The organism is Microbacterium sp. AB, from assembly GCF_032878875.1.
Taxonomy (GTDB): domain Bacteria; phylum Actinomycetota; class Actinomycetes; order Actinomycetales; family Microbacteriaceae; genus Microbacterium; species Microbacterium betulae.
The window spans coordinates 2,547,798-2,560,515 of sequence record NZ_CP118157.1; the positions used below are offsets into that span (position 1 = coordinate 2,547,798).

Annotated in this window: 11 protein-coding genes; 7 read left to right on the forward strand and 4 right to left on the reverse strand. The window is 72.4% G+C overall.

Annotated features, from left to right (window positions below):
- The first annotated feature begins 224 nt into the window (after nucleotides 1-224).
- Genes N8K70_RS12090 through N8K70_RS12120 form a run of 7 tightly spaced genes read left to right on the forward strand, consistent with a single transcriptional unit; the run spans nucleotide 225 to nucleotide 7,456 of the window.
- Entirely contained in the window at nucleotides 225-1,283 is a 1,059-nt protein-coding gene (locus N8K70_RS12090) for an ABC transporter substrate-binding protein (protein ID WP_317138593.1), read from the forward strand.
- Nucleotides 1,280-2,104, forward strand: a complete 825-nt coding sequence (locus N8K70_RS12095) for an ABC transporter ATP-binding protein (RefSeq protein WP_317138594.1) — start codon at nucleotides 1,280-1,282, stop codon at nucleotides 2,102-2,104. The genes N8K70_RS12090 and N8K70_RS12095 overlap by 4 nt, the downstream gene beginning before the upstream one ends.
- The gene (locus tag N8K70_RS12100) at nucleotides 2,094-2,867 is read left to right on the forward strand and encodes an ABC transporter permease (RefSeq protein WP_317138595.1); all 774 of its coding nucleotides are present in this window, start codon (nucleotides 2,094-2,096) and stop codon (nucleotides 2,865-2,867) included. The genes N8K70_RS12095 and N8K70_RS12100 overlap by 11 nt, the downstream gene beginning before the upstream one ends.
- Nucleotides 2,864-3,706, forward strand: coding sequence for an ABC transporter permease (locus N8K70_RS12105; protein WP_317138596.1), 843 nt, complete (start codon nucleotides 2,864-2,866; stop codon nucleotides 3,704-3,706). Before N8K70_RS12100 ends, N8K70_RS12105 begins: the two co-directional genes overlap by 4 nt.
- Before the next feature lie 14 nt (nucleotides 3,707-3,720).
- A complete protein-coding gene (locus N8K70_RS12110) occupies nucleotides 3,721-4,848 on the forward strand; it encodes an acyl-CoA dehydrogenase family protein (protein ID WP_317138597.1) in 1,128 nt (375 codons plus the stop codon).
- Nucleotides 4,845-6,230 (forward strand): NtaA/DmoA family FMN-dependent monooxygenase, encoded by a 1,386-nt coding sequence (locus N8K70_RS12115; protein WP_317138598.1) that lies wholly within the window; start codon nucleotides 4,845-4,847, stop codon nucleotides 6,228-6,230. Before N8K70_RS12110 ends, N8K70_RS12115 begins: the two co-directional genes overlap by 4 nt.
- Nucleotides 6,227-7,456 carry an acyl-CoA dehydrogenase family protein gene (locus N8K70_RS12120; RefSeq protein ID WP_317138599.1) on the forward strand — a complete coding sequence of 410 codons (1,230 nt, stop codon included), beginning with the start codon at nucleotides 6,227-6,229 and terminating at the stop codon, nucleotides 7,454-7,456. The genes N8K70_RS12115 and N8K70_RS12120 overlap by 4 nt, the downstream gene beginning before the upstream one ends.
- 27 nt (nucleotides 7,457-7,483) lie before the next feature.
- Here N8K70_RS12120 and prfA read toward each other — a convergent pair whose 3' ends face one another.
- From prfA to thrC, 4 genes are all read right to left on the reverse strand, one after another.
- Entirely contained in the window at nucleotides 7,484-8,557 is a 1,074-nt protein-coding gene (gene prfA, locus N8K70_RS12125; RefSeq protein WP_317138600.1) for a peptide chain release factor 1, read from the reverse strand.
- 3 nt (nucleotides 8,558-8,560) lie between these two features.
- Entirely contained in the window at nucleotides 8,561-10,570 is a 2,010-nt protein-coding gene (gene rho, locus N8K70_RS12130) for a transcription termination factor Rho (protein ID WP_317138601.1), read from the reverse strand.
- A 127-nt stretch (nucleotides 10,571-10,697) separates the two neighbouring features.
- Nucleotides 10,698-11,633 (reverse strand): homoserine kinase, encoded by a 936-nt coding sequence (gene thrB, locus N8K70_RS12135; RefSeq protein ID WP_317138602.1) that lies wholly within the window; start codon nucleotides 11,631-11,633, stop codon nucleotides 10,698-10,700.
- The gene (thrC, locus tag N8K70_RS12140) at nucleotides 11,630-12,718 is read right to left on the reverse strand and encodes a threonine synthase (RefSeq protein ID WP_317138603.1); all 1,089 of its coding nucleotides are present in this window, start codon (nucleotides 12,716-12,718) and stop codon (nucleotides 11,630-11,632) included. Before thrC ends, thrB begins: the two co-directional genes overlap by 4 nt.

Genomic DNA, 12,718 nt, shown 5'->3' on the forward strand with positions numbered 1-12,718 from the left:
CTGGGAGCCCCCTCCTCCGGGCGCCTCCCGGATCGCACCAGGCTACAACCTGTTGACAAGCCCCTCCGACAGCGAGCGCGCCGGACGATTGCGCGCAGGAAAACTCGGTGTAACACATGGAAACACCAGACTCCCGGTCGGCGCTCTCCCTCTAGTGTGGCCCTACCTGTTGACAAGTCATGCCGACCACGCCCTGCGGTCCGGCACAGCAAGAGAGGCCAGCCATGCCCCATCCCCGTGGTCCCCGAGCGGCCAGAGCGCTCGGCGCCCTGACTCTCGCCGGCGCCCTCGTCGCGTCCCTCGCCTCGTGCGCCTCGTCCGGCACGGCCGAAGAGGGCTCCGCGGACTACGGCGACATCACCGTGCAGCTCTCGTGGCTCAAGAACCACGAGTTCTCGGGGTACTTCGAGGCCGACCGCCGCGGCTACTTCGAGGAGGCGGGCTTCGCGGACGTCGAGCTCGTCGCGGGCGGCATCGGCGGCGTGCCCGCCGCGACCGCCCTCACGAGCGGCAGCGCGTGGGTCGGCATCGCCTCCCCCTCCGACGTCGCCCAGGCGAACGCCGAGGGCGCCGACCTGCGGATCGTCGCGACGACCTACCAGAAGAACCCCTTCACCCTCGTCTCGGCGGACTCCGACCCGATCGAGACGCCGGCAGACCTCGTCGGCAAGACCATCGCGGTGGCGGACTCGAGCGCGACCAACTGGGAAGCGTTCCTCGCGGCCAACGACATCGACCCCGACGACGTCGACCGCGTCCCCTACGGCGATGCGCAGAACGATCTGAAGCTCGGCAACATCGACGGCTTCATGGGCTACGGCGACGGCGGCGCCCCGCTGCGTGCCACGGGCTTCGGCGCGCAGGAGTTCCTCCTCGCCGACTACGGGCTCGCGTACTCGGGCGAGGCCGTCGTCGTCACCGCCGAGACGCTCGCGAACGAGGCCGACGAGGTGGAGGCGTTCCTCACGGCCTACGCACGCGGCTGGAAGGACGCCTTCGACGACGTCGACGGGACGATCGACCTCGTCGTCGACGACTACGGCAAGGACCAGAACTACGCGCGCGAGGACATCGAGCTATCCTGGGAGCAGCAGGAGCGACTCATCCTCACGGACGAGTCCCTCGAGAACGGCATCGGGACGATCAGCGACGACGCGGTCCAGCGGAACATCGACAGCCTGGCGCTCGTCGGCTACGACGTCGCCGAGGAGGACCTCTTCGACACCTCGCTCATCGCCGACGTGTACGCGGAGCGCCCCGAGCTCGTGATCGGAGCCGAGTGACCCCGGCGCCGCATCCCTCCGGCCCCGCCTCGGCGGGGCCGGAGGCGGGTCTCGACATCCGGGACCTGCGCAAGTCGTTCGGAGGGCGCCGTCCCGTCGAGGCGCTCGCAGGCGTCGACCTCTCGATCGAGCGAGGGGGCTTCGTCTCGCTCATCGGCCCGTCGGGATGCGGCAAGTCGACCGTGCTGCGGATCCTCGCCGGCCTCGACGCGCCGTCGGGCGGCAGCGTGAGCGTGCACGGCGAAGAGGTCGTCGGCGGCCGCAGGCGCGACGACGTCGGCGTGGCCTTCCAGGACGCCGCGCTCCTGGACTGGCGCTCCGTGCGACGCAACGTCGCCCTTCCGCTCGAGCTCGCGGGACGCTCGGTCGACCGCGCGCGCGTCGACGAGCTCATCCGGCTCGTCGGGCTCTCGGGCTTCGAGCACGCCCGCCCCGCGCAGCTCTCGGGGGGCATGCGCCAGCGCGTCTCGATCGCCCGCGCCCTCGTCGTGCAGCCCGAGCTGCTGCTGCTCGACGAGCCGTTCGGCGCGCTCGACGACATGACGCGGCAGCGGCTCAACTTCGAGCTGCAGCGCATCTGGTCCGAGCGTCCGTCGACGACCCTCATGGTCACCCACGGGATCCAGGAGGCCATCCTCCTCTCCGACGCCGTCGCCGTGATGTCGCGGCGCCCCGGCCGGATCGTCGAGCTCGTCCCGATCGACCTGCCGCGCCCCCGCACGGTCGACGTCATCCGCTCCCCCGAGTTCCACGCCGTGAGCGATCGCCTCGTCGAGCTGCTGTTCCGCACGGGACGGGAAGAGGACGACGATGCCGCGTAGCACCGTCGTGCGGGCCGCGCTCGGCGCGACCGGCTTCGCGGTCGTCATCGCGGCCTGGTGGATCGCGGCCGACACCGCCTTCGCCGTCAACGGCGTCGTGCCGTCACCGCCCGACCTCGTCCGCCAGATCGCCGAGGACGGCACGGGCTACTATCTCGCGCAGATCGGCGTGACGCTCTCCAGCGCCGGCCAGGGATACCTCTGGGGCGCCGGCGTGGCGCTCCTGCTCGCCGTCGTCGTCATGGTGCTCCCCGCGCTGTCCAGTCCCGTCGGCCAGCTCGCGCTCTTCGTCGAATGCGCGCCGGCCGCGGCGATCGGCCCCGTCGTCCTCGCCGTCGTGCAGGGCCGGACGCCCTCGATCTTCCTCGCCGCGATCGCCGTGCTGTTCACGACCCTCGTCGGCGCCCTGCTCGGCGCCCGCGCCACGCGCCGCATCGAGGTCGACGTGATCGCCGTGTACGGCGGGAACCGATGGGACCTCTTCCGGAAGGTGAAGCTGTTCGCCGCCCTGCCCGCCACCGTCAACGCCCTGAAGATCGGCATCCCCGCCGCCATCCTCGGGGCGATCATCGGCGAGTACCTCGGCGGCGTCGACTCGGGCGTCGGCGTCGCGCTCGCCGTCGCGCAGCGCTCCATCCAGGTGGAGCGCACGTGGATCTTCGGCCTCAGCGCGGCCCTCGTCACGAGCATCGGCTATGCGCTGCTGAGCGTGCTCGGCCGCGCGCTGCTCCCCTGGTCCGCCGCCGCACGGAGACTCGGATGAGCGCCGCTCGCGTGACACCGGCCCGCGTCGCGCCCCCGCACCGGGCCGCGGGCGTCTCGTCCGCCGTGCTCCGCCGAGCCGGCGTCTTCCTCGGGACCGTCGTGTTCATCCTCGTCGTCTGGCAGGCGCTGCTCGTGGTGACGGGCGTCAGCCCGTTCGTGGCGAAGTCGCCCGCCGACGTCTGGGCGTTCCTCTGGACGGACGGGGAGGCCGCCCTCAACCGCGCGCAGGTCCTCGACGGCCTGCTCGTCACCGCCCACGACGCCGGCATCGGATACGTCGCGGGGCTCGGCGGCGCCGCCGTCATCGCGACGCTGTTCGCGCTCTTCCCCGCCCTGTCGACGGCGTTCATGCCCGTCGCGATGGTGCTGCGGACGTTCCCGCTCGTCGCGCTGACGCCGCTCATCGTGCTCGCGTTCGGGCGCGGGGTCGCGGGGCTCGCCGCCATCGGCTTCATCGTCGTGTTCTTCTCCGCGCTCGTGACGATCTCGTTCGGCATCGCGGGAGCGTCCCGGCAGGCGCTCGACGTGGTCGCCGTCTTCGGCGGAGGACGGTGGGCCGGCGTGTTCAAGGTGGGCCTGCCGTCGGCGCTCCCCGCCTTCTTCACGGCCGCGAGGCTCGCCATCCCGCAGTCGCTGTCCGCGGCGCTCATCGCCGAATGGCTCATCACCGGGACGGGCGCGGGCTCGCAGCTCATGCGTGCCGCCGGCACCTCCCAGTACGTCGCGCTGTGGTCGACCGCGGCCGTGTTCATCTTCGCGACCACCATCGTCTACACGCTCGTCACGACGCTCGAGGAGCTCGTGCTCGCCCGCTTCGGCGGACGCGAGACCCCCTGACGGAGAGGACCGCTATGGCTACGACCGCATCCGACGTGCTCGTCCGGGAGGACGAGCGACGCCTGCGCGACCGACTGGAGGAGCTCCTGCCCGGCATCGCCGCCGAGGCGGCGGAGAACGACGAGCGGGCGCGGCTGCCCGAGGCCCGGCTGCGTCAGCTGCACGCCGAGGGCTTCGACGCCGCGGCGCTCCCCGAGGAGCTCGGCGGCGGAGGCGCGAGCCATGCGTTCTTCGGCGAGGTCGTGCGGGCGCTCGCCGAGGCCGACCCGGCCGTCGCGACGATCTGGACGATGCATCTGGGCGCGGCCGTGGGCCTCGCACAGCTCACGAAGGACACCCTCGGCGATCACTACGCGCGGGCGCTCCTCGCGGGCGACCGCTTCGCGAACGCGCTGTCGGAGCCGACGAGCGGCAACCGCTTCCTCAATCCCCAGCAGGAGGCCGCGCCCGCCCCCGGCGGGCACACGCTCGACGGCGCCAAGCGCTTCGTCTCGGGCAGCGAGATCGCCGACCACCTGCTCGTCAACGTCGCGATCGACGGCGTCCCGGCGTTCTTCGGCGTCGAGCCCGACGAGACGATCTCCGTCATCCCCATCTGGGACTCCCTGGGCCTGCGCGGCACGCGCAGCCAGCTGCTGTCGTTCCGGGGCACGCCGCTGCCCGCAGAGAGACGCGGCGGCCTCCCCGGGCCCGGACACCGCAACTACGTCGGCGCGGGGCTCGCGGGCATCTCGCTGGGGATCGCCGACGCCGCGCTCGCCGCCCTCGTCGCCCATGCCCGTTCGCGCGTCATCCTCGGCCGGCCGCTCGCCGAGCAGCAGTGGGTCGAGTTCGCCGTCGCCGACCATCACAGCCGCATCGAGGCCGTCCGCGCGTACTGGCGTCAGGCGCTCCGTCACGCGGACGAGGGCGTCCCCGAGCACGCCGGCGAGTTCGACCGGGCGAAGCTCCTCGCGAACCGCGTCGCGGTCGACACGGCGCAGCTCGCCGTCCGCGTGGGCGGAGCGAGCGGGTACCTCCGCACCTCGCCCATCCAGCGCCATCTCCGCGACGCGGAGGCCGGACAGCTCATGGCCTACTCGACCGAGGTGCTCTCCGGCGTCATCGGCAAGCAGATCCTCGGAACGGAGAACACGCGATGACCCGCCCGCCGCTCATCTTCAGCGCCTTCAACGAGTTCGTGCTCTCGCACCACGACCACGGCGCCTGGCGCCGCCCCGACAGCCGCCAGACCGAGCTCAACACGACGGCGTTCTGGATCGACCTCGCCAAGACGCTCGAGCGCGGCCGGTTCGACTTCCTCTTCTTCGCGGACGTGCTCGCGCCCTACGACATCTACCGCGGCAGCCGCGATGCGGCGATCGCCACCGGGATGCAGACGCCCGTGAACGACCCGGCCGTCCTCATCCCGATCCTCGCCCACGAGACGACGGACCTGTCGTTCGTCCTCACCGAGAACATCCTGCAGGAGCCGCCGTACACGTTCGCGCGCAAGATGTCGACGCTCGACCACCTGAGCGACGGCCGGGTCGCGTGGAACATCGTGACGAGCTTCCTGCCCGGCGCGGGGCGGAACCTCGGGCACAGCGGGCTCCCGAGCCACGAGGAGCGGTACGGTCGTGCCGACGACTACGTCACGGCGGTCTTCAAGCTGTGGGAGGCGAGCTGGGAGGACGACGCCGTGATCGCCGATCGCGCCCGCGGCGTCTACGCCGATCCGTCGAAGGTCCACACGATCGACCACGTCGGACCGTACTACACGGTGCCGGGGCCGCATCTCACCGAGCCGAGCCCGCAGCGCACGCCGTTCCTCTTCAACGCCGCGGCGTCGGGGACGGGCATCTCGTTCGCGGGGGCGAACGCGGAGGTGCTCTTCACGTCGGGAGGCAGGGAGCAGGCGCCGGCGAGCGTGCGCCAGCTGCGTGCCGCGGCGGTCGCGCAGGGGCGGTCGGCCGAGGACGTCAAGATCCTCGGCGGCCTCGGCGTCGTCGTCGGCAGCACGGAGGAGGAGGCTCGGCGCCTCGACCGCGAGCTGCAGGAGACGCAGTCGCTCGAGTCGATCCTCGTCAAGCTGAGCGGCTTCTGGCAGGAGGACCTCGACCGCTACCCCCTGCGCGCGACGGTCGCGGAGCTGCGCGCGTCGTCCGACCCCGGCGCGCTGCTGCGCACCGTGCTCGGCACCGCCCCCGACGCGTCGTGGGACTTCGAGCGCTTCGTCCGCTGGGCGGCGAACCGGCACGTCGTGGGGACCCCCGAGCAGATCGCCGACGAGATCGACGCCTGGCAGGACGCCGGCGTCGACGGCATCAACCTGCAGTACCTCGTCTCGCCGGGGTCGTTCGCCGACTTCGTCGACCACGTCCGTCCCGTCCTCGTCGAGCGCGGGACGATGCGGGCGGAGTACACCCCCGGCACCGCGCGAGAGAAGGTCACGGGCTCCGGGCCGTTCCTGCCGGAGAGCCATCCGGCCCGGCGGCACCGGGCGGCGCTCGCCGCGCTGCGGCGGAGCGAGGGCGCGCGATGAGCGCGGACGCCGTCTCCGACGCCGAGCTGCTCGCGCGCTTCGCGCCGCTCCTCTCCCGCATCGCGGAGGGCGCCGCGGCACGCGAACAGGCCAGGGCGCTCCCGCACGACGAGGTCCGCGCCCTCCGCGAGGCCGGCCTCGGTGCCCTGCGCGTCCCGCAGGAGCTCGGCGGGCACGGGGTGAGCCTGCGGCAGCTGCTCGTCCTCCTGCGCGAGCTCGCGGCCGCGGACTCGAACATCCCGCAGGCGCTGCGGCAGCACTTCTTCCAGGTCGAGCTCCTGCTCCGAGACGCGGACGACTCAGGCAGCCGCGTGTGGCTGGAGCGCGTCGCGGCGGGCGATCTGTTCGGCAGCGCGACGACGGAGCCGCGCGGCTCCGCCCTCGGCGAGGTCGGGACGGTGCTCGCGAGACGTCCCGGCGGCGGATACCGCCTCGACGGGCGGAAGATCTACGGCACGGGCAACGCGTACGCGCAGTGGCTCCCCGTCGGCGCCGTCGACGAGAGCGGGACGCCCGTCGTGCCCGTGGTCCCCGCCGACCGCACGGGCGTGTCGATCGTCGACGACTGGAACGGCTTCGGCCAGCGGCTCACCGCGACGGGCACGACGGTCTTCGACGACGTGCGCGTCGAGGAGGACGAGGTCCGCCGCTTCGCCGCGGAGGGTCCGAGACGCGGAGGCTCGGGACTGCATCAGGCCGTGCTGCTCGCCACGCTCGCGGGGATCGCCGAGTCGGCCGCACGAGAGGTGACGGCGCAGCTGCGGGGCAAGACCCGGGTGTACTTCACCGGCACGGGCGAGCTGCCGCGCCACGACGCCGTCGTGCAGGAGCACGTCGGCCGGCTGAGGGCCACCGCGGACGCCGCGCGCTGGGTCCTCGACGGCGTGGCCCGCGAGATGGAGGCCGCCTGGTCGCTGTGGCTGGACCGCGACGCGGCGCCCGAGGACGTCGACGCGCGCTTCGTCGACGTCGAGCTCGCGGTCGCCTCGGCGCAGGTGACGATCTCGGAGCAGGTCCTCGACGCGACGGCGCACCTGCTCGACGTGCTCGGCGCGTCGTCGCTCGACACCGGCCTCGGCCTCGACCGGCACTGGCGGAACGCGCGCGCCGTGGCGTCGCACAACCCCTACCCGTTCAAGGCGCGCCTCCTCGGCGACCACGCCCTCAACGGCGCCGAGCCCGCGGCGTTCGCCGTGGGGCGCGACGTGGGCGACAAGCACCCCTGACCGGCCGATCGGTGCGAGCCGGGCGCCTCAGTCGCCGAGCGCGGCGAGGCGCTCGGCCTCGTCGGCCTCGATGCAGGAGGCGACGACGGGTGCGAGCGCGCCGTCCATGACCTGATCGAGGTTGTAGGCCTTGTAGCCCGTGCGGTGATCGGCGATGCGGTTCTCGGGGAAGTTGTACGTGCGGATGCGCTCGGAACGGTCCATGCCGCGGATCTGCGACTTGCGCGCATCGGCCGCGACCGCCGCGAGCTCCTCCTGCTGCTTCGCGAGCAGACGCGCGCGCAGCACGCGCATGCCGGCCTCGCGGTTCTGCAGCTGCGACTTCTCGTTCTGCATCGACACGACGATCCCCGTCGGCACGTGCGTGATGCGCACGGCCGAGTCGGTCGTGTTGACCGACTGGCCGCCCGGGCCGGACGACCGGAAGACGTCGATCTTCAGGTCGTTCGGATCGATGTGGATCTCCTCCGGCTCGTCCACCTCGGGGAAGACGAGCACGCCCGTCGTCGACGTGTGGATGCGCCCCTGCGACTCGGTCGCCGGCACACGCTGCACGCGATGCACGCCGCCCTCGTACTTGAGGTGCGCCCAGACGCCCTGCGCGGGGTCGTTGGACGAGCCCTTGATCGCGACCTGGACGTTCTTGTAGCCGCCGAGATCGGACTCGTCGCGCTCGAGCAGCTCCGTCTTCCATCCCTGCGACGCCGCGTACTGCGTGTACATGCGCAGCAGGTCGGCCGCGAACAGCGCGCTCTCGGCGCCGCCCTCGCCCGCCTTGATCTCCATGATCACGTCGCGCGCATCGTCCGGATCGCGCGGGATGAGGAGGCGCCTCAGCCCCTCCTGCGTCTCCGCGAGGTGCTCCTCGAGCCCGGGGATCTCCTCCGCGAACGCGTCGTCCTCCTTCGCGAGCTCGCGAGCGGCCGCGAGGTCGTCCCCCGCCGCCGTCCACTCCTCGTGGGCGCGCACGATCCTGCTGAGCTCGGCGTAGCGGCGGTTGACGCGCTTGGCGCGCGCCGCGTCGGCGTGCACGGCCGGGTCGGAGAGCTCCTCCTGCACCCGGCCGTGCTCGTCGATCAGCGCCTGGACGGACTCGAACACGCGTCAGCGGATGTCGTTCTCATGGCCCGAGCCCCGGCCTCCGGCCGGCGCCGGGATCGACTTCTGCATCTGCACGAGGAACTCGACGTTGGACTGCGTCTCCTTCAGCTTGTCGAGGATCACGCCCAGCGCGTGCTGCTGGTCGAGTCCGGCGAGGGCGCGACGGAGCTTCCAGGTGATCTTCACCTCGTCGGGCGACAGCAGCACCTCCTCGCGGCGCGTGGAGGACGCGTTGACGTCGACCGCCGGGAAGATGCGCTTGTCGGCCAGCTGGCGCGACAGGCGCAGCTCCATGTTGCCCGTGCCCTTGAACTCCTCGAAGATCACCTCGTCCATCTTCGACCCGGTCTCGACGAGAGCCGTGGCGAGGATGGTGAGCGAGCCGCCGTTCTCGATGTTGCGCGCGGCGCCGAAGAAGCGCTTCGGCGGGTAGAGCGCGGAGGCGTCGACCCCGCCGGACAGCACGCGCCCCGAGGTCGGTGCGGAGACGTTGTAGGCCCGGCCGAGACGCGTGATCGAGTCGAGCAGCACGACGACGTCGCGACCCAGCTCGACGAGGCGCTTGGCGCGCTCGATGGCGAGCTCGGCGACCGTCGTGTGGTCCTCGGCGGGGCGGTCGAAGGTCGAGGCGATGACCTCGCCCTTCACCGACCGCTGCATGTCGGTCACCTCTTCGGGGCGCTCGTCGACGAGCACGACCATGAGGTGCGCCTCGGGGTTGTTCTGCGCGATCGCGTTCGCGATCTGCTGCAGCACGATCGTCTTGCCCGCCTTGGGCGGGGCGACGATGAGACCGCGCTGGCCCTTGCCGATCGGGGCGACGAGGTCGATGATGCGCTGGGTCAGCTTCTCGGGCGCCGTCTCGAGACGCAGGCGGTCCTGCGGGTAGAGCGGCGTGAGCTTGCCGAACTCGACCCGGCCCGCGGCGTCCTCGACGGACAGCCCGTTGACGGAGTCCACCTTGACGAGCGCGTTGTACTTCTGGCGGCCCGGCTGCTCGCCCTCGCGCGGCTGCTTGATCGCGCCGACGACGGCGTCGCCCTTGCGCAGGGCGTACTTCTTCACCTGGCCGAGCGAGACGTACACGTCCTGCTGGCCGGGGAGGTAGCCGGTGGTGCGCACGAACGCGTAGTTGTCGAGGACGTCGAGGATGCCCGCGATCGGCACGAGCACGTCGTCGTCGCCGATCTCGGTGTCGAACTCGTCGTCCGCTCCCCCGCGACGCTTGTTGCGTCCGCGGCCACGGCCCTGGTCCGGGTTCTGCGCCTGGCCCTGACGCTGGCCCTGGTTCTGACGGCCCCCGCGGTCGGAGCGGTCGCCCTCGTCGTCCTTGGCGTCGTCCTGCGTCGAGCGGCCGTCGTCGCCCTGCGCCTCGCCGCCGTTCTTGCTGCGGTTGCGGCGGTTGCGGTTGCGGCCCCGACGGCCGGTCGAGTCGTCCGAGCGGTCGGCATCGCCCTCGGGCCGGTCGCCGTCCTGCGGGGCGGAGTCCGTCTTGCCGGCCTGCGCCTCGTCGGCCTTCTCGGCGGCGGTCCTGTCGCCGCCCGCCTGGCGGCTGCCGGTCCTTCGGCCGTCGCGCCTGCCGGTGCCGCCCTCCGTCGCCTCGGCCTGCTCGGCAGGCGCCGCGTCGGCGGCGTCCGCCTGCTCGGCCTCCGCCGTCGTCTCGCCGTCGGGCGTCTCGCGCGGCGCGACGTCGTGCGTCTCCTCCGGAGCGGACGGCCTCTCCTCCTGTGCGGGCGCCTCCTCGGCCGGAGCCGGGGCGCTCTCGTCCGCCGGAGCCGCCTCGGCGGCAGGCTCCTCGACGGGCTCGGCCTTCTTCGTGCGGCGCGGGGCGCGCTTGCGCGCGGGCTTCGCCGCAGGCGCCTCGGCCGCGGCGGGCTCGACGGCCGGAGCTTCGGCGGCCGGAGCGGCCTCCGTCCGCACGTCGGCCTGGATGTCTTCGTTCGCCGCGTCGGCGGCGTCGTCCTGGATCTCGGAGATCGACCCCACGAGCACTCCTGTCGTCTTGCGTGGCATGACCCGAACCGCACGGGCGAGATTCGCCTGACGCGCGCCACGAGGCGCGTGGATCCCGGCCTGTCTGTTCAGACGGCGAGGATCATGCGGGGGGCTTCGCAGAATTGCGACGGTGGCTTTGATCGTGCTAGTCAGCACCCACCGATATGTCCCTCACTGTACCACCTTTGAAATCGACGGCGAGCATGAGCGCCTCCCACGGAGCATCCGTCACGCGCCCCGCCAGCTCCGCGGCCTCGAGACGGCGACCGGGGCCGTCCGCGAGGACGAGCACGCTCGGCCCCGCCCCCGAGACGACGGCGGCGAACCCGGCTCCACGGAGCGTCCGGACGAGCCTGTCCGTCTCCGGCATCGCCTCCGCCCGGTAGCTCTGGTGCAGCTTGTCCTCGGTCGCCGCGAGAAGCAGCTCCGGGCTCTGGGTGAGGGCGGCGATGAGCAGGGCCGACCGGGAGACGTTGAAGACCGCGTCCTCGCGCGGCACCTGCAGCGGCTGCAGGCTCCGGGCGAGCGAGGTCGACATGGTCGTCTCGGGGACGAAGACGACGGGGGCGACTCCACGATGCACGAGGAGCTTCTTGTGCTGGGGGCGTGCCTGCTCGTCGAGCCATGCGATCGTGAGGCCGCCGAAGAGCGCCGGCGCGACGTTGTCGGGATGCCCCTCGAGCTGCGTCGCGAGGCGCAGCAGGTCGTTCTCCGAGAGGTCGACGTCGCCCTCGAGCAGCCCCTTGGCCGCGAGGACGCCGGCCGAGACCGCCGCTCCCGACGACCCGAGGCCCCGACCGTGCGGGACGCCGTTGTGCGCGACGATCCTCAGCCCGGGCGCTGCGCGCCCCACGGAGGCGAAGACGTGACGGATGACGCGGACGATCAGGTGCGACTCGTCGCGCGGGATCTCGTCCGCCCCCGACCCCGACACCTCGATCTCGAGCTCGCCGTCCGCCAGCGCCGTGACGGCGAGATCGTCGTAGATCGACAGCGCGAGCCCGAGGGTGTCGAACCCGGGCCCGAGGTTGGCGCTCGTGGCAGGCACGCGGACCTGCACGGTGCGCCGGGCTGAGCTCACGCGGGCGCCCCGACGGGTGCGAGCCCGAGGACGTCCGCCACATCGCCCGTGGACGCGTCCACGACGGTCGGCGTGACCTCCGACCCGTCCTCCTGCTTCAGGGCCCACTGCGGGTCCTTCAGTCCGTGGCCGGTGACCGTGACGGTCACCCGCGAGCCCGCGGGGACGACGCCCGCCGCCGAGCGCTCGAGGAGGCCGGCCACGCCGATCGCGGACGCCGGCTCGACGAACACGCCGACCGTGCCCGCGAGCAGCTTCTGCGCGGCGAGGATGGCCGAGTCGGAGATGGCGCCGAAGTAGCCGTCGGTCTTCTCCCTGGCGTCGAGGGCGAGCTCCCACGACGCGGGGTTGCCGATGCGGATGGCCGTGGCGATGGTCTCGGGGTCCTTGACGATCTCGCCGCGGACGATGGGCGCGGAGCCCTCGGCCTGGAAGCCGAACATGCGCGGCACGCGCGTGGTGGTCCCGGCCTGCGCGTCGTCGATGAAGCCGCGCGAGTATGCCGTGTAGTTGCCCGCGTTGCCGACGGGGATGAAGTGGAAGTCGGGCGCGTCGCCGAGCTGCGACGCGATCTCGTACGCCGCGGTCTTCTGCCCCTCGATGCGATCGGGGTTGACGGAGTTGACGAGATGCACGGGATAGCGCTCGCTGAGCTCCCGGGCGATCTCCAGGCAGTCGTCGAAGTTGCCGCGGATCTGGATGAGCTGACCGCCGTGGATGACCGCCTGGCTGAGCTTGCCCATCGCGATCTTGCCCTCGGGGACGAGCACCGCGGCGGTGATGCCCGCGTGCGCGGCGTAGGCGGCCGCCGATGCGGACGTGTTGCCCGTGGAGGCGCAGATGACGGCCTTGGCGCCGTGCTCGACGGCGCGCGAGAGCGCGACGGTCATGCCGCGGTCCTTGAAGGAGCCCGTGGGGTTCATGCCCTCGAACTTGATCCAGACGTCCGCGCCCGTGCGCTGCGACAGCGACGGCGCGGGGATGAGCGGCGTGCCGCCCTCGCCCAGCGTCACGACGGTGGAGGCGTCGGTGACGCCCAGGCGGTCGGCGAACTCGCGCAGCACTCCGCGCCAGACATGGGCCAT

Bases quoted from the DNA above. Each gene is read 5' to 3' on its own strand.
- rho (WP_317138601.1), bottom strand. From the start codon at position 10,570: ATGCCACGCAAGACGACAGGAGTGCTCGTGGGGTCGATCTCCGAGATC.
- N8K70_RS12120 (WP_317138599.1), top strand. From the start codon at position 6,227: ATGAGCGCGGACGCCGTCTCCGACGCCGAGCTGCTCGCGCGCTTCGCG.
- N8K70_RS12105 (WP_317138596.1), top strand. From the start codon at position 2,864: ATGAGCGCCGCTCGCGTGACACCGGCCCGCGTCGCGCCCCCGCACCGG.
- N8K70_RS12100 (WP_317138595.1), top strand. From the start codon at position 2,094: ATGCCGCGTAGCACCGTCGTGCGGGCCGCGCTCGGCGCGACCGGCTTC.
- thrC (WP_317138603.1), bottom strand. From the start codon at position 12,718: ATGGCCCATGTCTGGCGCGGAGTGCTGCGCGAGTTCGCCGACCGCCTG.
- N8K70_RS12110 (WP_317138597.1), top strand. From the start codon at position 3,721: ATGGCTACGACCGCATCCGACGTGCTCGTCCGGGAGGACGAGCGACGC.
- N8K70_RS12115 (WP_317138598.1), top strand. From the start codon at position 4,845: ATGACCCGCCCGCCGCTCATCTTCAGCGCCTTCAACGAGTTCGTGCTC.
- N8K70_RS12090 (WP_317138593.1), top strand. From the start codon at position 225: ATGCCCCATCCCCGTGGTCCCCGAGCGGCCAGAGCGCTCGGCGCCCTG.